Here is a 20,504-nt window from a genome sequence, read left to right as displayed (position 1 = left end):
GGTGCGGGGTGACGCGGGAGGGGCCGTGGTTTATCCGGTGCGGGTGCGCGGTGCACGGCTTCGGAAGCGGACCGCGCCGCTCGCGGGCGAGCGGCGGGAATCCCGCGCGCTCGTGCTCGGCGCGCAGGCCGTGGCCGCCGTCGGGGTGGCCGTGCTGGCCGCACTGCCGGTGCTGACCGGTGCCCAGCCCTGGTTCCTCAAGCCGATCGCGCTGGTGTGCGCCGCGGGGCTGGTGGCCGGGCACCTCGCCTGGTTCGCCCGCGGCCGCGTCCGGCGCCCGTGGCTGGCCCTGACCGTGCAGGCCGTGCTGGGATTCGGGCCGTTGCTGGCGCTCGGGGAGCCGTGGAGCACGGCGGGCGGCTTCTTCGCCGGTGGGCTGCTGCTGGTGTCCCCGCCGGCCAGGGCGGTGCCGTGGGCGCTGCTCGCGTGCGTCGTGGCGGGAGTCGTTTCGGCGCTGCCGGGCTGGCCGGCCGGATTGCTCGACGCGGGGGTGGGGAGCGCGGTGTCGGCCGGGGTGGCGGCGCTGTCCCTGTTCGGGCTCGCGACGGCCGCGCGGGTGGTCGCCGGGCGGGCGGAGGAGGTGTGCGAGCTGAAGCGCCGGACCATCGCCGAGGAACGCATGCGCTTCTCCCGAGACCTCCACGACCTGCTGGGATTGAGCCTTTCGGCCATCACCCTCAAGGGTGAACTCGTCGACCGCATGGTGCCCGGCAAGCCGGAGCTGGCCAAGGCGGAACTGGCGGAGCTGCTGGTGATGTCCCGGCGCGCGCTGGCCGACGTCCGCACGATCGCGGCGGGCTACCGCGAACTGTCCCTGGAAGAGGAGTGCCGCGCGGCGGCGGACGTGCTGAGCGCGGCGGGCACCCGCGTGACGGTCGCCCGCTCCGGCATCGGCGAGCTGCCGCCGCCGGTGGCCACGACGCTGGGGACGGTGCTGCGCGAAGGGGTGACGAACGTGGTGCGCCACAGCACGGCGAGCTGGTGCGCGTTCTCGGTGAGCACCGAGGACGGCACGGCCTGGCTGGAGATCGTCAACGACGGCGCGGGCGGCGCCGGCGGCGGTGGTGGTGCGGGTTCGGGCGCGGGACTGCGGAACCTGGGCGACCGCGTGGCGGCGATGAACGGGACGTTGACGACGGAAGTGAGCCAGGACGGCACCCACCGCCTGCTGGTGGCGATCCCGGTCGGGTCGGTGCGCAGGGAACGCCCGAAGGCGAGCTGAGGCCGGCGGCCCGGCCTGCGCGGTGCCGGGCGGCTCGGTGGTCGCCGGGCTCGCTCACGCGCCCCCGGATGTGGCGTTCGGTGCGTTGGACGCAACCAACGCCACATCGGGGCGCTCGCGGCTGGGTGCGGGCGGGTGCGGGCGCAGCGGAGCGGGCGGGTGCGGGCACAGCTGGGCCGGGTGGAGCGGGTGCGGGCGAAAGCGCTTTCCGGGACCGGTGCGGTCAGAGCCACTCGGCTTCGGTGGCGATGCGGATCGCGTGGACCCGGTTGCGGGCGTTCAGCTTCGTCACCACCGCGGCCAGGTAGTTGCGGACCGTGCCCGCCGACAGGAACAGCTCGGACGCGATGTCGGCCACCGTCCGGCCGCGCGCTGCCAGTGACAGGATCTCGATCTCGCGCGGGGTCAGCGGGCAGTCGTCGGTTTCCCAAGCGGCCAGCGCCAGTTCGCTGTCGATGACCCGGCGTCCGATCGCGACCGAGCGGACCGCGTTCGCCAGCTTGTCCGACGGCGCGTCCTTGAGCAGGAAGCCGTTCACCTTGGCGTCCAGCGCGCGGCGCACCGTGCCCGGGCGGCCGAGGCTGGTCAGGATCAGCGTGTGGACGTCCGGCAGGCTCTCGTGGATCTCGATGGCGGCGGACAGGCCGTCCTTGCCCGGCAGGTCGATGTCGATGATCGCGACGTCGGGCTGTGCCGCCTTCGCGGCGGGCAGGATCTGGTCCCCCGTGGACACCTCGGCCACGACCTCGATGTCGGATTCGAGGTTCAGCAAGGCGACGAGCGCGCCGCGGACCATGTGCATGTCCTCGGCCAGCAACACCTTGATCACGACGGTACCTCGCACCCCAGTCCGACGACTCCGAACAGTAATTGTACGCCATTGCCCCGCACCGCCGGAGTTTCGCGGAAGTGAAACTCCGATCGCGCACCGGAGGAGAATGCCCCCTCAATTCCGGCGCACTTACCCGAGATAGGCACTTACCCGCAATCCCGCGGCCGATGACGGCACGTTGGGCCGAACGGCCGCGGGTGCTCCCCAGTACCCCACGCCGCCCGCACCCCGGCGGGCGGCGGCTTCCCCAGTGACTCCCCAGTGCGTGCTTCAGCTCGCCAGCGAGCGCGAAACGGCGGCCTGGCGCAGGTCCGGGAGGGCCAGCAGGACCGGCGGGTCGAAGCCGTGGCGCGGGCGCAGCCGGACGTCGGCCAGGCTCGCCGTGACGCCGCGCTGGATGGTCACCGGGCCGGTGAGGCCGGTGAACGGCCGCAGCCCCTGGTTGCCGTCCAGCGGGCAGCTGCCGAACGCGTGGGTCAGCACGTACCACGACCCCAGCGGAACGTCTGCCAGCGCGTACGGCCCGGGACCGGGCACGACGACGTGCCGGGCGGGGGTACCCTCGGCGATCCGGGCGCTGAAGAGCCCGATGAACACCGGCCCGACGTCGGCCGGCGAGGAAAGGCGCAGCTGCCCGCGCACCGTGGCACCCGAGCCCGGCTCGGCCTGCCGGTCGGCGATCCGCGGCGCCATGCCGTGCAGCTGGCGGTAACCGGACGGCGAGACGCCGACGCTGCCGCTGAACCGCGCGCTGAAGGTGCCGACGCTGTTGTACCCGACCTGGTGGCTGATGTCGGCCACCGAGATGACGGTGGTCGCGAGCAGGCGTTTCGCCTCCGCCAGCCGCAGCGCCGAGAGGAACCGGCCGGGCGAGAGCCCGGTGACCCGCAGGAACACGCGGGTGAAGTGGAACTTGCTGAACATGGCCGCGCGGGCGAGGTCGTCGATCGTGAGCCGCTCGCCCAGGTTGTCTCGCATGGTCACGATCGCTCGCGCCACAGCTTGCCGGACGATCTCATCCATGGTGGGCCGTCCTTCCGGTCGAGGATGCCGCCCGATCGCCCGCCGAAGCAGGCACCCGGTGCGGGAATTGATTTCGACTAAAACTGTAGATCCGCCGCCGTCTACTTCTTAAGTGCTCTGTGCACCGGTCGACGTGGATTTCACCGGTGGTCGACATGCGTTTTGCACATGCCCTGTTTGTGGGGGTTCGGGGCGGGTAGTCGACGTGCACCGGACGTGTGTCACCCGTGACGGTGATAGCAAAGCGCAGCCGGACGACCGCGCTTCGTCACGAAATCGGTGTGCTCAGCTCCCGATTCGACTTCTTGTTAGGCCGTTCGGAGTCCGCTCCGGAACCGCACGGACCATGTGTAAGCCACAGCGCCCCGATGATGCGGGCACTGGCTGTCGTTGCGTCCGTCGGCGACGATTTATGGCACGTGAAGCATTCATCTTCGCCACTGGGAGCAAAAAATGTCCGCACAGGTTTCTGCTGACGTCCGCGCACTTTTCGCCGATATGGGTATCGAGTTCGAGAAGGCCGCGACCGATCTGGCCATCGACCGCTTCGAGCAGTGGAGCAACCGCGGCGCCGACCTCCGTCCCGTCATGGGCACCATCTGCAACATGGACCTCCTCGAAGCCGCCTGAGGTCTGTTTGCGCAGTTCCTGACGGTGCCGAGCCGGTCTCGACGGATGCCTCCCGTGTCCGCTGCGACCGGCTCGTCGCATGTGGAGGGCCCGAGTGTCCACACTCGCCGGCTGGTGACTTTCCCACCGAACCGCCGGTACGCTCGTCACGGCCGGTAGCCGTCCGGTCGCGAGCTGGCATTTTTAACCTGGTACTTACCTGGTGCGGAGTATTCCCGCCGCGGTGACGGCAAAGTGGTGCCCGAATGGTGCAACCGATTCGTCAAGCAGAATGTTTAACTGAGCTTCTGGGGAATCGTGAGTGCGGAGGCACCCGTGATCAGAGTGCTGGTTGCCGAGGACATGCACATCGTGCGGGGCGCACTGGTCGCCCTGCTGCGGCTGGAGCCCGACATCGAGGTCGTCGCGGAGGTCGCGTCCGGGCTGGAGATCCTGCCCACCGCCAGGGCCAAGCAGGCGCAGGTGGCGGTCATCGACATCGACCTGCCGGGCAAGGACGGGCTCACGGCGGCCGGTGAGCTGCACGAACAGCTGCCGGAATGCCGGACGCTCATCCTGACCAGCCTGGGCAGACCGGGGACGCTCCGGCGCGCGCTGGACGCCAAGGTGGGCGGGTTCCTGCTGAAGGACGCACCGCCCGACAAGCTGGCCAACGCCGTCCGCGGGGTCCTCGCGGGCCGCCGCATGGTCGACGGGGACCTGGCGCTGGCGGCCTGGGACACGGTGGACTGCCCGCTCACCGGCCGCGAGCTGGACGTGCTGCGGATGACCGCGCAGGGCTACGGAACCGTCGAAGTCGCCGCGCGCCTGTACCTGTCCGCCGGCACGGTCCGCAACTACCTGACGACCGTCGTCGCGAAGCTCAACGCCCGCAACCGGGTCGACGCCATCCGCATCGCCGAGGAGTCCGGCTGGCTCTGAGTCGCGGAATACTGGTCTGGACCATAAAGGTACAGACCAGTATTCCCGTGGTTCAGACCGGTACGACCGCGCGCAACCGGAAGCGGCCGTCCGGCTCGACCCCGGCGGTGAGTTCGCCGCCGAGGTCGGCCACCCGGTGCGACAGGTTGCCGATCCCGCTGCCCGGCGAGGTGTCCCGCGACGCGACGACGACGTCCGGGCGCCGCGGTGCGGGCACCACCGGCTCTTCCCCGGCCGCGTCCGGCGCTTGAGGACGGTCGCCGCGGGTCCCGTTCCCGGTGCGCTCGACGCCGTCGTTGACGATGTCGAGGCAGATCCCGTTGTCCGTGCGGCGCATGGCGATCTCGCAGCTCTCGACCCGGCTGTGCCGCAGCACGTTCGTGACGCCTTCGCGCAGTACGACGGCGAGCACCGTCCGTACCGGCATCGGCAGGTCGTCCTCGAGCATCTCCATCCGCACCCGGACGTCGGCGGCCACCAGCACGGACTTCGCGGTGCGTGACTCGCTGTCGAGGGACAGCTCGCGGTAGCCGCTGGCGACCGACCGGACGTCGGAAAGGGCTTGCCGCGTCAGGCCGAGCACTTCGGTCAGCTCCTCGGCGGCGCGGTCGCGGTCCAGCGGCAGCACCCGCGCGGTCAGCTCGCTCTTCAGCGCGATCGCCGACAGGCTCATGCCGAGCAGGTCGTGCAGGTCGCGGGCGAACCGCAGCCGTTCCTCGGCCAGCGCCATCTCGGCCAGCCGGCGCCGGGTGCTGTCGAGCTCGGCGACCAGCCGCACCAGCCACAGCAGCCCGAACACGGCCAGCCCGGTCATCACGGTCGCGGCGGTGTAGTAGACCGTCGAGATGACGTCCGCGCCGGAGAACCGCTGGATCTCGGCGTAGACGGCGATGTTCACCGCGAAGAACGCCCAGCCCGCCACCGGCGGCAGGACCAGCAGCCCGCTGCCGATCAGCAGCCCGGGCACGCTGACCCAGTTCGCGCCCAGCGGCAGCAGCGGCAGGTAGGTCAGGCAGATCTGGACGAACAGCATGCCGTAGCTCTGCCCCGACCGCAGTTGCGTCGACGGCCGGTTGAAGTACGAGAACTGCAGGGCCAGCAGCGCCAGCACGCAGCCGACCACCAGCGTCACCTGCCACGCCTGGGTGGTCAGCTGGAGCACGTGCACGGTCGCGCCGCACCCCATGATGGCCATGCACGCCGGCAGCAGCCAGCGGATCCGCTTCGACTCGCTCGTGCCCCGCCGCTCGGTCTCGCGGTCGGCGGAGCCCACCGTCCGGTCGGCCACCGGGAGGTCGACGCGCAGCCGGAAGCGGCCGTCCGCGCCGGCCTTCACGGTCGCGGTGCCGCCGAGCGCGGCGACCTCGTCGGGCAGGGCGGTCAGCTTGCTGTCCGGGGCGAGCGCCGCGTCGTCCGCCGTCACCCCGTCGTTGACGATCTCGAGGGTGACCTTGCCGTCGTGGTGCCGGACGTCGATCTCGCAGTGCTCGACTTCGCTGTAGCGCAGGACGTTCGTGACACCTTCGCGCAGCACCCGCGCGAGCAGCGTGCGGGCCTGCACGGGCAGGTCGCCCTGGTCCAGGTGGATCTGCACGGCGATGTCGGAGGCCGACAGCAGCGTCTCGGCCGTCCGGGACTCCTTCTCCAGCGACAGCTCCCGGTAACCGTGGGAGACGGCCCGGACGTCGGAGAGGGTGCGCTGCGCGGTGGCGGTGATCTCGGCGAGCTCGGCCTTGGCGCGCTCGGTGGACTTGCGCATCAGCCGGTGCACCAGCTCGCCCCGGAGCGCGATCGCGGACAGGCTCAGCCCGAGCAGGTCGTGCAGGTCTCGGGCGAAGGCCAGCCGCTGCTCGGCGACCGCGCGCTGGGCCAGTTCGGTGCGGGCCTGGTGCAGTTCGTTGACCAGCCGGACGAGCCGGGCCAGCAGGTAGAACAGGAAGCAGTAGAAGGCGGCCGCGAGCCCGTTGTAGATGGCGGACAGCGGCTCGGCGTCGAAGATCCAGTAGACGAAGACGACGCTGAGGCAGACCGTGACGAGCGTGGGCCACGCCCACCGGGGCGGCAGCACGAGCAGCGCCGCGCCGCCGACGAAGTCCGGCATGTCCGCCCAGTAGACGCCGAAGGTCAGGATGGGGAGGTAGGCCAGGACGACGACGACGGCGAGCAGGACCCGGCTGGTCGCCGAGTCGAGCTGGGCGCTCGGCCGGCTGAACCACAGCAGCTGGATCGCGAGCAGGCCGGCGACGGCGGCGATCGCGTACACGGCGTGCAAGCCGTCGACCGACGTCGGCAGCAGGTTCACGACGCCGACCACGCCGAACCCGGCGACCACGACGACGACGATCGCCGCCGCCAGGTAGGTGGCCAGCCGTGGGCGCCGGTCCGCCGCGGTCGTGCCGCGGGGCTCGGCGGTCGCTGAGCGCCCGGTGGGCGGCTCGAGTGCGGCGACCGGAGACATCAGTGCGGACCCCCCGGAGTCTGCGCGGCGGCCGGTCCGCTCGGGAGGCCGGAACCTGGACGCGGTGTGCATGGCGTGCGGTAGATCCTAACTCACGGGAGCGCGCCGAAAACGGTGCGAAAGCGCGCGGAACGGGCCCGGTGGCCCCTTCGGACACCGGGAATCGGAGGTGACGGCCAGGTCAGCGGCCGTCCGGTGCGGCCGGGAACCCGAACGCGTGTGCGAGCAGGCCGAGGAAGTCGAGGCGGGGCACGGCGACCGACCCGGTGTGCAGCACCGAACCCGGCGCCAGCCGGAAGAAGCTCAGCCCGGACTCGTCGTCGTCCCACGAGTCGCTGCCCGCGGCACCGGGGATGTGGCGGGTCGCCGGGAAGTCGTCGGTGAACCGGGTGCCCGCGGCCGAGAACGCGGCGACGTCCCAGCCGAGGTGCCGCCGGTACTGCTCGACCTTGGCGTAGGGCGCGCGGGAGACCAGCACCAGCCGCAGGCCCGGGTCGTCCAGCGCGGCCGCGACGTCGGCGGCGGGCAGCAGGTCGGCGGGTCCGCTGTGGTCGGCCATCGGGTGGTGCACGGCCAGGCGCTGGTGACCGCCGAACAGCCCGGCCAGCGAAACGCGGCCCCGCGAACCTTCGAACAGGTACTCGGCCCCGGCGACTACGCGGGGGCGGTCCAGCTCCGGCACGGTCAGCTCCGTCATGACTCGTCCTCCCTGGCTTGGTCCCACAGCGGATTGTGAGCCGGTGCCGGGGCACGAGCCCAGCGTTCGGCCCGTGAACCGCAACCTAGGAGACGCGGGCGGCGTGTCGCTGCCGGTGGGGCCCGACGTGCCGGTCCGGGCGGGCGACCCTAGGCTCGGCCCATGGCACGCTATTTCGACCTGCACCCGGAGAACCCGCAGAAGCGGTCGCTGGGCCAGGTCGTCGAGATCCTCCGCGGCGACGGGCTGATCGCCTACCCGACCGACTCGTGCTTCGCGCTCGGCTGCCGGCCGGGCAACCGGGACGGGCTCGACCGGATCCGCAGCATCCGCAAGCTGGACCACCGGCACCACTTCACGCTGGTCTGCCAGGACTTCGCCCAGCTGGGCCAGTTCGTCATCGTCGACAACGCGGTGTTCCGCGCGATCAAGGCGGCGACGCCGGGCAGCTACACGTTCATCCTGCCCGCCACCAAGGAGGTGCCGCGGCGGCTGATGCACGAGAAGAAGAAGACGGTCGGCGTGCGCATCCCCGACCACCGCGTCACCCAGGCGCTGCTGGCCGAGCTCGGCGAACCGCTGCTGTCGAGCACGCTGCTGCTGCCCGGCGAGGGCGAGCCGATGACGCAGGGCTGGGAGATCAAGGAAGAGCTGGACAACGTCCTGGAAGCGGTCCTGGACTCGGGCGACTGCGGCGTGGAGCCGACGACGGTCGTGGACTTCTCCTCGGGGGAGGCGGAGATCCTGCGCGTCGGCGCGGGCGACCCGGCCCCCTTCGAGTGACGCCCGGCTGAGCCCTGCGGCGGTGGCGTCAGCTCTCCAGCAGCTCCAGCCATTCGGCCGTGTGCCGTCCGGTGAACGCCAGGTCCAGGTCCTCGGCGAAGCGGCGGCCGGTCACCAGCAGGCAGAAGTCCTCCGCCGGGCCGCTCACGCGGTCGGTCGCGTTCTCCGGGCCGAAGTCCCAGCGTGCTCCCGACGGGGCCACCAGCTCGAAGCGGAACGGCTTCGCCGGTGGCGTCTCCTGGTGGCGCCGGTAGGCGCGGTCCCTGGTCCGGACGCCGTAGTAGGCGACGTGGCCGATGGAGTCGTCGCGCTGGGGCCGGACGCCGAACAGGTCGGCGATGTCCTGGCCGCCGGCGAAGACCTCGGTCAGCACGGCCGCGGCGAGGACCGACGGGCGCAGCGGGCCGTCGCTCCACGGCAGCTCCGGCTCCGGTGGCGCCGAAGCCAGCAGGGCGTTGGCCTTCCGCTGCTCGATCAGCCAGACCAGGATCGCCTCGTCGAGCGAGTCGTAGGAGATCTGCGGCGTGACGCCGAACGCGCCGGGGTTCTCCACGCTGAGCCGGACCAGCCGGGCGGTCGACGTCAGCCGGGCGAAGTGCCCGGTGATGTTCGGGCCGGGACCGTACCCGTGGCGCTCGGCCAGTTCGGCCAGCGCCTCCGTCTCGGTCTGCAGGTCCGTGAACACGTCGGCCATCGGTGCCACCCTCCTGGGTCCGGGACTGCCCGGGTCCAGGCTGGCAGCCGGGCGCGCGGGGGCTCCACTCCGCGGTTGCGACGTCGGCCTCGGCTATGTTCGAGGCGCACGGACGAAGGGAGCGGGCGTGAAGTACCTGCTGGCGATGTACCTGAACCCCGACGTGATGGCGGGCCTGTCCGAGGCCGAGATGGACACCATCATGACCGGGCACCAGGATTTCATCCGCACGATCAGGGAATCCGGCGAGATGATCAGCACGCAGGCGCTCGGCGCGGTCGCCGACAGCTCCGTCGTGCGGGTGCGCTCGGGCCTGCCGGCGGTCACGGACGGGCCGTTCGTGGAGTCCAAGGAGTTCCTGGCCGGGTACTACCTCGTGGAGTGCGCGAGCAAGGACCGCGCGGTCGAGCTCGCGGCGATGATCCCCGACGCCGCGATCGAGGGCCTCGGCATCGAGGTGCGCGAAGTCGTCTTCTTCGCCGACGCCGAAACCGAAGTCCCCATGGCGTGACCGGCGTCGCCGAGGTCCTGCGGCCGCTGGTGCCGCAGGTGCTGGGCGTGCTCGTCCGCCGCTACGGCCAGTTCGACGCCTGTGAGGACGCCGTCCAGGAGGCCCTGCTCGCGGCGAGTGAGCAGTGGCCGGCCGAGGGGGTGCCGGACAACCCGCGCAGCTGGCTCGTCACGGTCGCGACCCGGCGGCTCACCGACCTCTGGCGCAGCGAAAGCGCCCGGCGGCGCCGGGAAGAGACGGTCGCCGTGCGCGAGCCCGCCGCGGTCGTCGCCGGCCCCGGCGAAGAGCGGCCGTCCGACTCCGACGACACGCTGACGCTGCTGTTCCTCTGCTGCCACCCCGCGGTTTCACCGCCTTCGCAAGTGGCCCTGACGCTGCGTGCGGTCGGCGGCTTGACGACGGCGCAGATCGCGAGCGCGTTCCTGGTGCCCGAGGCGACCATGACGCGCCGCATCACCCGCGCGAAGGAGAGCATCGCGGCGGCCGGCTCGACGTTCGGCGAACCTTCGCCCACCGACTTCCCGGAGCGGCTGCGCGTGGTGCTCCAGGTGCTGTACCTGATCTTCAACGAGGGCTACACGGCGACGTCGGGGGAGAACCTGCTGCGCGTCGAGCTGGCGGCGGAGGCGATCCGGCTGACGCGCGCGGTGCGCGAGCTGGTCCCGGGCGAGGGCGAAGTGGCCGGGCTGCTGGCGCTGATGCTGCTGACGGACGCGCGGCGGGCGGCGCGCACCGGCCCGGACGGCGAGCTGGTCCCGCTGCCGGAGCAGGACCGCACCCGCTGGGACGCGGCGATGATCGCCGAAGGCGTCGAGCTGGTGCGTGCCGTGCTCGGCCGCGGCCCGATCGGGCCGTACCAGGTGCAGGCGGCGATCGCGGCGCTGCACGACGAAGCGCCGAGCACGGGAACGACGGACTGGCCGCAGATCGTCGAGCTGTACGGCGTGCTGGGCGAGCTCATGCCGGGCCCGGTGGTGGCGGTGAACCGGGCGGTCGCCGTCGCGCAGGTTTCGGGCCCGGAGGCGGGCTTGGCGCTGCTGGACGGGGTCGACGTCGCCCACCGGTCCGACGCGGTGCGCGCGCACCTGCTGGAAGAAGCGGGCCGCGCGGCGGAAGCGCGGGAGTGCTACCTCAGGGCGGCGAACCGGACCGGGAGCGGCCCGGAACGCCGTTACCTGCAAGCGAAAGCGGACCGGCTCGGCTCGGAGTCCTGACCGGACTCCGAGCCGGCGGGTCAGCGGACCACGATGCCGGACGCCGGCTCCGGGGCCGCCGGGACGTGGAACAGCTGGGCGAACAGCTCGAGGTCCGACAGCTCGCCCTCGATCGCGATCTTGCCCGAGCGCAGCGCGGTGGGCGCGGTGAGCTGGCCGCTCATCAGGTCCAGCAGCGCCGCGCCGTGCACGGCCTTGATGACCAGGTCGGCACCGGCGAACCGGCCCTCGCCGACCTTGACCGCGCCGTCCTCGACGAGAGCGTGCACGATCATGCGGTCGTCGTAGCGGATCTCGAAGTTGATCTGGACGCCTTCCGCGCACTCGGCGCGGAACGTGGTGTACAGCGACAGGATCGCCGCGTCCAACGTGAACACGTCGTCGGCGCCGGGGGCGTGCAGCGAGCGGGCGCCCCACAGGCCGAGGTCGAGCAGGATGTGGTCGAGCTCGCTGCCGTACTGGGTCAGCTCGTAGACCAGGCCCGCCTCCAGCTCGGCGCGGACGCGGCGGCGGATCACGCCGGTCGCCTCCAGTTCGTTCAGCCGGGCCGACAGGATGGACGGCGGGATCTTCGGCAGGCCGGCCTGCAGCTCGTCGTAGCGCTTCGCGCCGAGCACCAGATCGCGGATGATCAGCAGCGACCAGCGCTCGCCGATGAGTTCGAGCGCGCGGGCGACGCCGCAGAACTGGCCGTAGGCACGGGTGGGTGCAGTGGGCATCGAACGTTCCTCACTTCTTTCTCGGGCGATCCGACGGTTCGGCGGGTGCCGGGGAAGTCTGGGCGGATCAGCGGTGGTCGCCTTCGGAGATCAGCTCCCGGTGCAGCGTCTGCAGGTCGTCGCACGGTTCGACGCCCAGCTCCCCGGCCAGCCGGGACCGGAGTCTGCGGTAGACGGACATCGCGTCGGACCGCCGTCCGCTGCGCCCGAGCGCGCGCATCAGCTGCCCGTGCAGGGCTTCGTCGAGCGGGCTGCCCGTGGTCAGCGAACGCAGTTCGCCGATCAGCTCGCGGTGCCGCCCGCCGATGATCTCGGCTTCGATCCTCAGGTGCAGCACGCTGCGCCGCTGCTCCAGCAGTTCGGTCCGGTACGCGGACAACACCGGTCCACAGTGGACGTTCGCGAACGGCGTGCCGGACCACAGGTCCAGCGCCGCGCGGTAGGCGTCCGCGGCGGCCGAGTGGTCGCCGGCGTCCTGGTGCTCGTGACCGATCTGCTGCAGCCGGGTGAAGTCGTACGTGTCCACCTGGGCCGGGTCGATGTGGAACGTGTAACCGGATTGCTTGGTGGTCAACATCTTTTCACCGTCCCCCGCGAGCTTGTTCTGGTCGATGCACCGGCGGAGGTGGTAGACGTAGGTGTGCAGGGTGGTCCGGACCGTCCGCGGCGGGTTGTCCGACCAAAGCTCCCGGATCAGGGTGTCGATGTGTACCATCTTCCCCGGTCGCATCACGAGCACGGCCAGCAGCGCCAGCACCTTCGGCGTCGTCGGGGCGTAGTCGGTTCCCTCACGCAGCACTTCCAGCGGCCCCAGCACGGTGAAGCGGACGCCACCGGGGTCCGGCTCGTCGGTTCGCCGCTGTTCGGAGTACATGGCAGGCCTCCAGCATCATCAAAGCGTCCTCGTGCTCCCCAGGTCGTGCCGCGCGGCTCGGTGGACGGCCGAATTCCGGGCTTCTATCCGAATGTGACAGAGCCGGGCCGCCGCGGCCAGTGAGCCGCCCACCAGACTCCTCGTGCGTTAACCCCGCCCCCGCATGCGTTTCGCACGGTCCGGGTGTGCGTTGCGCATCCTCGGCCATCTGGCCGAACCAGGGGCCCGGCCCGTCCAGGGGGTCCCCGGAACGGACCAGACGGGACTCCCGGCGGACCGCGGACGATCAAGACGGCGGGTGTTGCGCACGCCCGGCCCGGGTGTTGCGCACGCCACACCCGGGTGGAATCCCCGCACCCGGGTGGGTGTCACGCGTCCGGGTTGGACGGACATCGGGATTCCTCAATCGCGCGTCGATCGATCTGCGAGATGTGGCGTCTTCCCTGGCTACAAGAGAACCAGGAGAACTGCCATCAGGGGAATTCGAGGTTTGGACTGATGATGTTGCGCTCTATAGCTGCTGTCGGGAACGACGGCGAGTTCGGTGAACCGCGCCGCGAGCCGGCGCTCGAGCGAGTGGAAAAGTCGGTCCGGCCCGCCGTCCTGCAAGCCATCTCTTCGATCCAGGAACGGTACTTCGAGCCGATCACGCTCGCGGAGCTGGCGTCGGAGGTGTTCGTCAGCCGGTTCCACTTCTCGCGGATGTTCGCCGAGGCCACCGGCGTCACACCCGGCCGGTTCCTCACCGCCGTGCGCCTGTTCGAGGCGAAACGGCTGCTGCTGACGACGTCGCTGAACGTCTCGGACATCGTGTGCAGCGTCGGCTACAGCAGCGTCGGCACCTTCACCAGCCGGTTCTCGCGGGCGGTCGGGATGACCCCGACGCAGTACCGCGAGCCGCAGGTGGCCGAGCTGCTCGTCGCGATCTCGTCGACGTTCCAGCGGCTCCCGCCGCTGCGGACGCTGCGCGCGGCCGGCCGCAGCTGCGCCTCGCTGCAGACCGGCTCCGGCGTGCTGTCGCTGCAGCTGGACATGCCGCGCGGCTCGGCGCCGGCGGACACGCTGGTCGGGCTGTTCGCCGACCCGGTGCCCCAGTGCGGCCCGGTCGCCTTCGGCGGCATGGCCAACATGACCTCCGGCGACCTGACCATCCACGGCGTCCCGGCCGGGCGGTGGACGGCGATCGCGGTCGCCCAGCACCAGCCGGGCAACGCCGGGCCGCGCTTCTCGATCGGCTACTCGCCGGTGCAGGTGGCCCCGCACGGCCAGTCGACCGGCCGGGTCGGGCTGCGCGCTCCCGCGTCGACCGACGCGCCGATCGCGATCACGCTGGCGTCGAAGCAGTCGCCGTTCACCCAGCGGATGCTCGCCGCCCAGCGGCCGCACCTGCGCGCTGTCGCCTGATCCCCTTCGAACCTTAAGGACGACTACGACGATGTCCACTGTCATCGGAGTGCTCCGCAAGCGGGTGCTCGCTCCTTCGCTCGCCTCGGTCGGGTTCGCCGACCGCGGCTTCCCGGTCACCCACACCGACGCGACGGCCCGGCTGGAGGCGGTGCCGCAGGCGGTGGTGTGCGGGTTCGAGTGGGCCATCGAAGGGGCTTCGCTGTGGGAGATCGAGCGGCGCCTCGCGCTGATCGAGCCCGAGCAGCGCGGCTTCGCCTACGAAGGCGCCACGATGGGCTACACGATCCTCGACGCGATGCCCGGCGGCGGCCGCAACCGCACGCGCGAGCTGCTCGAAGGACCGGGCCGCCCGCACATCTTCCTGACCTACATCGGGATCGGCTTCGCGATGGCGCGGCTGCCGCGTCCACTGTGGAAGAACATCCTGCCCGAGCTGAGCGGGGTGGCCTACCACCCGGTGATGAGCTGGCTCGCCGTCGACGGCTTCGGCTTCGACCGCGCCTACTTCGACACCGAAAAGTGGGTCGGCGAGCAGGCCGAGCCACAGCCCTACCCGTGGGCGGGGCGTCCGGAGTACTTCGCGCGCGCCTTCGACCAGGGCGTCGGCCGGGCGCTGTGGTTCATCAACGGCGGCAACCCCGAAGCCGCGGCCGCCGCGGTCGGGCGGTTCGCCGAGGGGCGGCGGGCGGACCTGTGGAGCGGGGTCGGGCTCGCCGCGACCTTCGCCGGCGGGGCCGACCAGGCCGGGCTCGGCAAGCTGCGGCGGCTGGCCGGGGAGCACTACGACGAGCTCGCGCTCGGCGTGGTGTTCGCCGTCAAGGCCCGCACGTACTCCGGCTACGTCCCGGCCCACACGCACCTCGCGGCCGGCGTGCTCACCGACCTGTCGGTGCAGGGCGCGCAGAACCTCGCGGACCGCACCGAGCGGGCCGACGGCGAGGACGGGCCGGAACCCGCGTACGAGCTGTGGCGGCAGCGGATCCGCGACGAATTCGACGTCGCCGCGAAGCGTCGCGCGAGCTGAGGCGGATTCCGCACTCGCGGAGAGGCCAGGCCCGCCCACGCAAATGTGGAGTAGAGCGCTGACCAGCGAATCTGTGACCGTAGAAGGCGAAGAAGCGACACCTTCCTATTCGACCCGTAAGGGGGAGAGTGCGTTGGGCAATGGTTGGCGCGCGCTCAGACGGCGCATCCTGACACCGAATGTCTCGGAGACCTCGCTGGAGAAGCGGGGTTTCCACCGGAAGAGCCCAGCCGCTCAAGAACGGCTCGAGACGGTCGGGGAGAAGTTCCTCCTCGGTTACGCACACGCGGTCGAAGCCCGGTCGGTCGAGCAGGCCGAGGAATGGCTCGAGCAGATCCCGACGCAGTTCCGCGGGTTCGCCTACGAGGGCGCGGGAATGGGGTACGGCGTTCTCGACGGGCTGCCCTTCGGCAAGAGCACCAACATCGCCGACTTCCTGGCCGGCCCCGGTGAGAAGCACGACTACATCATCTACGTCGGGGTCGGCTGGGCGATGTGCCGGCTCCCGCGGTTCGCGTGGCCGAAGGCGTCGGCGTTCGACCCGCTGCTGCGGTGGCTGGTGCTCGACGGCTACGGCTTCCACCAGGCGTACTTCAAGACCGAGAAGTACATCCGGCAGCAGCACCAGGACCAGGGCTTCTCCTGGCCGGACCGGCGCTACGACGGCTACGCGCTGCGGGCCATCGACCAGGGCATCGGCCGGGCGCTCTGGTTCATCTGCGGCACCGACGTCGAGCTCGTGACCAAGACGATCGAGGAGTTCCCCGAGTCGCGCCACGGCGACCTGTACGCCGGGGTCGGGCTGGCCTCGACCTACGCGTGCGGCGTCACCGCCGACGAGCTGGCGGAACTGGTCGACCGGGCCGGGATCCACCACGGGCCGCTGGCCCAGGGCAGCGCGTTCGCCGCCGAGTGCCGGGTGCGCGCGGGCCTGATGATCCCGGAGACCGAAATGGCGGCCCAGGCCATCTGCGGGATGTCCGCCGAACGCGCCGCGGCCATCACGCAAGAGGTCCGGCCGGCCGTGGTCGTCGACGGCGACGACGTCCCGGCGTTCGAAACCTGGCGGCAGCGGATCGCCGAAGAAGTGCTGACCCACGGAGGGAAGAACAAATGACCGCGACCTTCGGCTGGCTGCGCAAGCAGCTGGCGGGCATCGTGGCGCTGGTGCTGATCCTCGGCCTGTTCCTGGTCGCACGGCTGCCCAGCGTCTCCGCCGCCGAACAGGACAAGCTGGCGGACCAGTTCCACTTCACGCCGATGACGATCGCGCTGCCCGCGGCCACGAAGTCGCAGTCGATCCGCACGGTGAACAAGGAGTACGAACACATCTCCGCGTGGATCTCCTCGGTCGGCGCCGCGATCGCCATCAACGACATCAGCGGCAGCGGCAAGCCCAACGACCTCTGCCTGGTCGACCCGCGCAGCGACCAGGTCGTCATCACGCCGGCGCCGGACTCCGGCCCGCGGTACGCGCCCTTCGCGCTCGACCCCGCCCCGGCGCTGCCGACGTGGGACTACATGGCGCCGATGGGTTGCGTGCCCGGTGACTACAACGAGGACGGCCGCACCGACATCCTGGCCTACTACTGGGGCCGGACGCCGGTGTTGTTCCTGCAGAAGGCGAACGCGACCAAGTTCGACGCCTCCGCGTTCCAGCCGACCGAACTGGTGCCGGGCAACCACCGCGGCGCCGACGGCAAGTACAACGGTCCACTGTGGAACACCGACTCCGTCACCATCGGCGACTTCGACGGCGACGGCCACGTCGACATCTTCGTCGGGAACTACTTCCCGGACAGCAAGGTCCTCGACCCGAACGCCGACGGCGGCATCACGCTGAACCAGTCGATGTCGCACGCCACGAACTCGGGCGGCAAGTTCATCTACCGGTGGACGGGCGCCCAGGCCGGGGCGAACCCGTCGGCGAGCTTCGTCGACGCGTCCCAGGGGATCCCGGAGAACGCGCGGCTGGGCTGGACGCTGGCTTCCAGTGCCACCGACGTCGACGGGGACAACCTGCCCGAGCTCTACATCGCCAACGACTTCGGGCACGACCACTTCCTGTACAACAAGTCCACGCCGGGTCACGTCGAGTTCGGCGAGGTCAACGGGGTCCGCGGGATCGCCGACCCGAAGTCGAAGGTGCTGGGCCACGACTCCTTCAAGGGGATGGGCGTCGACTTCGGCGACCTGAACCACGACGGCCTCTACGACCTGTTCGTCAGCAACATCACGACGTCGTGGGGCATCGAAGAGTCGAACTTCCAGTTCATGAACACCGCGAAGGACGGCAACGACCTGACGCGGCAGCTGAAGGACGGGGTCGCGCCCTTCCACGACGACAGCGGCTCGGCGGGCACGGCGTGGTCCGGCTGGGGCTGGGACGTCAAGATCCAGGACTTCAACAACAGCGGCGAGAACCAGATCGCCCAGGCGACCGGGTTCGTCAAGGGCCAGGTCAACCGCTGGCCGAACCTGCAGGAGATCGCCACCGCCCACGACGGCCTGCTGTCCAACCCGTTCTGGTGGCCGAACGCCCGCGCCGGTGACGACATCGGTGGCGACCAGACCCTGCACTTCTTCGTGAAGAGCGCGGACGGCCGGTACGTCGACCTCGCGCCGAAGCTGGGCCTGGCGGTGCCGGTCCCGACCCGCGGCATCGCCGTCGGCGACACCGACGGGGACGGCCTGCCCGAGTTCGCGGTGGCGCGGCAGTGGGAGCAGCCGATCTTCTACCACAACGACAGCCCGAACCCCGGCAAGTTCCTGCAGCTGAAGCTGTTCACCGACGCCCCGGTGGCGCCCGGCCCGCTGCCCGCGGCCGGCCAGCCCGCGATCGGCGCCCAGGTCACCGTGACGACTTCGGACGGCAAGAAGTACCTCGGCCGGGTCGACGGCAGCAGCGGGGAGGCCGGCCGGCGCAGCTTCGACGTCCAGATCGGCCTCGGCCAGAACGTCAGCGGCCCGCTCGACGTGCACCTGCAGTGGCGCGACCGGACCGGGCAGCTGCGGACGCAGAACCTGAAGCTCGAACCCGGTTGCCACATGTACCAGCTGGGCTCCACGGCGAAGGAAGAGATGTGACATGGCCACCCCTACCCTGACCAAGGTGGACAGTGCGCCACCGAAGCGGACCAACAAGGTCATCACCGCGCTGCGGCGCTTCGCGATCTCGATCACGATCTTCAACATCATCGGCTACACCGTGCTCGGCTTCGAGCAGCCGTACCTGTACCCGTTCGTCGCGCTGGCGACCGCGTACACCACGGAGATCCTGCTCGAGATCATCAACTCCCGCGTGACCAAGCGTGACGTCCGGTTCCGGGGCAACGGGTTCAAGGGGCTCGTGGAGTTCCTCCTCCCGGCGCACATCACCGGTCTCGCGCTGAACATGCTGACCTACGTCAACGACCGGATCTTCGTGATGATCTTCGGGGTCGTCGTCGCCGTCGGTGCGAAGTGGGTGCTGCAGGCTCCGGTGTACGGCCGGATGCGGCACTACATGAACCCGTCGAACTTCGGCATCACGATCATCCTGCTGGTGTTCCCGTGGGCGAGCATCGCGCCGCCGTACCACTTCACCGAGCAGATCCCCACCTGGGGCGGCTGGCTGATCGTCGGCATCATCCTGGTGTCGGGCACGGTGCTCAACGCGTTGCTGACCAACCGCATGTGGCTGATCCTGGGCTGGCTGAGCTTCTTCGTGGTCCAGGCCTTCGTCCGCGGCTGGCTCTTCGGCACGTCGATCCCCGGCGCGCTGGCGATGGGCACCGGTGTCGCGTTCGTGCTCTACACCAACTACATGGTGACCGACCCGGGCACGTCGCCGTCGAAGCCGGCCTCGCAGTTCGCCTTCGGTTCCGGCGTGGCGCTGGCGTACGGCTTCTTCACCGCCGTGCACGTGGCGTACGGGCTGTTCCTGGCCACCGCGACCGTCTGCCTGATCCGCGGGCTCTTCCTGTGGGGCCTGCACTTCTCGAACAAGGCGCGGATCAAGTTCGAAGCCGACCAGGCCGCGCAGAAGGCGAAGCTCGAACTCGCCGCGGCACCGCCGGCCGAAGACGAGAAGCCGGGAGCCGTCGCGGCATGACCGATCCCACGGACGACACCCGGGCGGCGCGCACCGCGCCGCCCGGGCCGCCGCGCCGGGCGACGATCCGGTTGCTGAAGCAGCTCTTCACCGACCGGCTCGCGCTCATGGGCGACAACGCCGAGGCCTACGGCGACGTCGTCCGCATCGCCATCGGACCGAAGGCGATGTACCTGGTGAACCACCCGGACCTGGCCAAGCACGTGCTCGCGGACAACGCGGCGAACTACCACAAGGGCATCGGCCTGCAGGAGGCCCGCCGGGCCCTCGGCGACGGCCTGCTCACCAGCGACGGGGAGACCTGGCGCAAGCAGCGCCGGACGATCCAGCCGGTGTTCCAGCCCAAGCGGATCTCGCGCCAGGCGGGCATCGTCGCCACGCAGGTCGAGGCGCTGATCGAGCGGCTCGCCGCGCACGACGGGCCGGTCGAGATCCTGCACGAGATGACCGGGCTGACCCTCGGCGTGCTCGGCAGGACGCTGCTCGACGCCGAGCTGGGCGGGTACGAAACGCTCGGCCACTCGTTCGAGGCCGTGCAGGACCAGGCCATGTTCGAGGCGGTCACGCTGAGCATGGTCCCGCAGTGGGTGCCGCTCAAGAAGCAGCTGCACTTCCGGACCGCGCGGGAGGACCTGCGCCGGATCGCCGACGAGCTGGTCGACCAGCGACTGGCGAACCCGGTCGAGAACGGCGAAGACGTGCTGTCCCGGCTCATCGCGTCGGGCGCGGGGGACGGCGCGTCGCGCGAACGCATGCGCGACGAGCTGATCACCCTGCTGCTCGCCGGGCACGAGACCACCGCGAGCACGCTGGGCTGGGCGTTCCACCTGATCGACGAGCACCCGGAGGTCGGCGAGCGGCTGCACGCCGAAGCCGTCGAGGTGCTCGGCGACCGGCTGCCCGAGCACGAAGACCTGCGGCGGCTGACGTTCACCGTCGCGGTGGTCGAAGAGGTCATGCGGCTCTACCCGCCGGTGTGGCTGCTGCCGCGGGTCGCCCAGGCCGGCGACGAGATCGGCGGGTACCACGTGCCGGCCGGCTCCGACGTCGTCGTGGTGCCCTACACGCTGCACCGGCACCCCGAGTTCTGGACCGACGCCGAACGCTTCGACCCGGACCGGTTCACCGGCGCGGAGCGGCCGCCGCGGTACGCCTACCTGCCCTTCGGGGCCGGGCCGAGGTTCTGCATCGGCAACAGCCTCGGCGTGATGGAGGCGGTGTTCGTGCTGGCGATGGCGGCGCGGGACCTGCAGCTGCGGAAGGTGCCGGGCAAGGTCGTCGACCCCGAAGCGATGCTCTCGCTGCGGGTGCGCGGCGGGCTGCCGATGACCGTGCACCGCCGGGAGCGGACGCGGCGCGCCGAAGCCGCCTGAACTCTACTGTGGACATTCGATGAGGAGGT

General features: G+C 70.8%; 19 protein-coding genes. 12 read left to right on the top strand and 7 right to left on the bottom strand.

Annotated elements, in window-relative coordinates; genetic code table 11:
• Window positions 1-25 precede the first annotated feature (25 nt).
• A complete protein-coding gene (locus AB0B33_RS26475; RefSeq protein WP_360776607.1) occupies window positions 26-1,222 on the top strand; it encodes a histidine kinase in 1,197 nt (398 codons plus the stop codon).
• Between the two features lie 223 nt (window positions 1,223-1,445).
• On the opposite strand, the gene AB0B33_RS26470 is transcribed toward AB0B33_RS26475, so the two are convergent.
• Window positions 1,446-2,051: a response regulator transcription factor gene (locus AB0B33_RS26470; protein WP_086860973.1), complete on the bottom strand. Its 606-nt coding sequence runs from the start codon at window positions 2,049-2,051 to the stop codon at window positions 1,446-1,448.
• Between the two features lie 273 nt (window positions 2,052-2,324).
• Complete coding sequence (locus AB0B33_RS26465; RefSeq protein ID WP_247020224.1) at window positions 2,325-3,077, bottom strand: AraC family transcriptional regulator; 753 nt, start codon at window positions 3,075-3,077, stop codon at window positions 2,325-2,327.
• Window positions 3,078-3,530: 453 nt separating this feature from the next.
• Here AB0B33_RS26465 and AB0B33_RS26460 point away from each other — a divergent pair, with 453 nt between their 5' ends.
• Both AB0B33_RS26460 and AB0B33_RS26455 read left to right on the top strand, forming a co-directional pair.
• Entirely contained in the window at window positions 3,531-3,707 is a 177-nt protein-coding gene (locus AB0B33_RS26460; protein ID WP_247020226.1) for a hypothetical protein, read from the top strand.
• A 315-nt stretch (window positions 3,708-4,022) separates the two neighbouring features.
• On the top strand, window positions 4,023-4,628 hold the full coding sequence (locus tag AB0B33_RS26455; RefSeq protein ID WP_247020228.1) for a response regulator transcription factor: 606 nt from the start codon (window positions 4,023-4,025) through the stop codon (window positions 4,626-4,628).
• A 52-nt stretch (window positions 4,629-4,680) separates the two neighbouring features.
• Here AB0B33_RS26455 and AB0B33_RS26450 read toward each other — a convergent pair whose 3' ends face one another.
• Window positions 4,681-7,086, bottom strand: coding sequence for a histidine kinase (locus AB0B33_RS26450; RefSeq protein ID WP_360776604.1), 2,406 nt, complete (start codon window positions 7,084-7,086; stop codon window positions 4,681-4,683).
• Window positions 7,087-7,267: 181 nt separating this feature from the next.
• The gene (locus AB0B33_RS26445; protein ID WP_360776602.1) at window positions 7,268-7,783 is read right to left on the bottom strand and encodes a DUF899 family protein; all 516 of its coding nucleotides are present in this window, start codon (window positions 7,781-7,783) and stop codon (window positions 7,268-7,270) included.
• Between the two features lie 162 nt (window positions 7,784-7,945).
• Here AB0B33_RS26445 and AB0B33_RS26440 point away from each other — a divergent pair, with 162 nt between their 5' ends.
• Entirely contained in the window at window positions 7,946-8,566 is a 621-nt protein-coding gene (locus tag AB0B33_RS26440) for an L-threonylcarbamoyladenylate synthase (protein ID WP_247020234.1), read from the top strand.
• Window positions 8,567-8,594: 28 nt separating this feature from the next.
• Here the strand turns inward: AB0B33_RS26440 and AB0B33_RS26435 are convergent, their stop codons facing one another.
• Entirely contained in the window at window positions 8,595-9,260 is a 666-nt protein-coding gene (locus tag AB0B33_RS26435) for a maleylpyruvate isomerase family mycothiol-dependent enzyme (RefSeq protein WP_360776600.1), read from the bottom strand.
• Between the two features lie 127 nt (window positions 9,261-9,387).
• Here AB0B33_RS26435 and AB0B33_RS26430 point away from each other — a divergent pair, with 127 nt between their 5' ends.
• Together AB0B33_RS26430 and AB0B33_RS26425 are read left to right on the top strand one after the other, a co-directional pair.
• Window positions 9,388-9,771 carry a YciI family protein gene (locus tag AB0B33_RS26430; protein ID WP_247020238.1) on the top strand — a complete coding sequence of 128 codons (384 nt, stop codon included), beginning with the start codon at window positions 9,388-9,390 and terminating at the stop codon, window positions 9,769-9,771.
• Window positions 9,768-10,985, top strand: a complete 1,218-nt coding sequence (locus AB0B33_RS26425; protein ID WP_360776597.1) for a DUF6596 domain-containing protein — start codon at window positions 9,768-9,770, stop codon at window positions 10,983-10,985. Before AB0B33_RS26430 ends, AB0B33_RS26425 begins: the two co-directional genes overlap by 4 nt.
• Window positions 10,986-11,005: 20 nt before the next feature.
• Here AB0B33_RS26425 and AB0B33_RS26420 read toward each other — a convergent pair whose 3' ends face one another.
• Window positions 11,006-11,704 (bottom strand): winged helix-turn-helix transcriptional regulator, encoded by a 699-nt coding sequence (locus AB0B33_RS26420; RefSeq protein WP_247020242.1) that lies wholly within the window; start codon window positions 11,702-11,704, stop codon window positions 11,006-11,008.
• Window positions 11,705-11,771: 67 nt separating this feature from the next.
• Window positions 11,772-12,578 (bottom strand): AfsR/SARP family transcriptional regulator, encoded by an 807-nt coding sequence (locus AB0B33_RS26415; RefSeq protein WP_247020244.1) that lies wholly within the window; start codon window positions 12,576-12,578, stop codon window positions 11,772-11,774.
• A gap of 498 nt (window positions 12,579-13,076) precedes the next feature.
• Between AB0B33_RS26415 and AB0B33_RS26410 the strand changes: the two genes are divergently transcribed.
• The 6 genes from AB0B33_RS26410 to AB0B33_RS26385 all read left to right on the top strand — a co-directional run bounded on the left by AB0B33_RS26410 (window position 13,077) and on the right by AB0B33_RS26385 (window position 20,475).
• On the top strand, window positions 13,077-13,982 hold the full coding sequence (locus AB0B33_RS26410; RefSeq protein ID WP_247020246.1) for an AraC family transcriptional regulator: 906 nt from the start codon (window positions 13,077-13,079) through the stop codon (window positions 13,980-13,982).
• Between the two features lie 31 nt (window positions 13,983-14,013).
• A complete protein-coding gene (locus tag AB0B33_RS26405) occupies window positions 14,014-15,009 on the top strand; it encodes a DUF1702 family protein (RefSeq protein WP_247020249.1) in 996 nt (331 codons plus the stop codon).
• Window positions 15,010-15,142: 133 nt separating this feature from the next.
• The gene (locus tag AB0B33_RS26400; protein WP_360776595.1) at window positions 15,143-16,126 is read left to right on the top strand and encodes a DUF1702 family protein; all 984 of its coding nucleotides are present in this window, start codon (window positions 15,143-15,145) and stop codon (window positions 16,124-16,126) included.
• Window positions 16,123-18,096 (top strand): CRTAC1 family protein, encoded by a 1,974-nt coding sequence (locus tag AB0B33_RS26395; protein WP_360776593.1) that lies wholly within the window; start codon window positions 16,123-16,125, stop codon window positions 18,094-18,096. Before AB0B33_RS26400 ends, AB0B33_RS26395 begins: the two co-directional genes overlap by 4 nt.
• A gap of 1 nt (window position 18,097) precedes the next feature.
• Window positions 18,098-19,102 (top strand): enediyne biosynthesis protein, encoded by a 1,005-nt coding sequence (locus AB0B33_RS26390; RefSeq protein WP_360776591.1) that lies wholly within the window; start codon window positions 18,098-18,100, stop codon window positions 19,100-19,102.
• Window positions 19,099-20,475: a cytochrome P450 gene (locus AB0B33_RS26385; protein WP_360776589.1), complete on the top strand. Its 1,377-nt coding sequence runs from the start codon at window positions 19,099-19,101 to the stop codon at window positions 20,473-20,475. Before AB0B33_RS26390 ends, AB0B33_RS26385 begins: the two co-directional genes overlap by 4 nt.
• The last annotated feature ends 29 nt before the right edge of the window (window positions 20,476-20,504 follow it).

It is taken from the genome of Amycolatopsis sp. NPDC049159, assembly GCF_040648295.1.
In the GTDB taxonomy this organism is placed as follows: Bacteria; Actinomycetota; Actinomycetes; order Mycobacteriales; family Pseudonocardiaceae; genus Amycolatopsis; species Amycolatopsis pretoriensis_A.
Note: the sequence above shows the minus strand (reverse complement) of the source record. Positions and strands in the feature narration are given on the sequence as shown.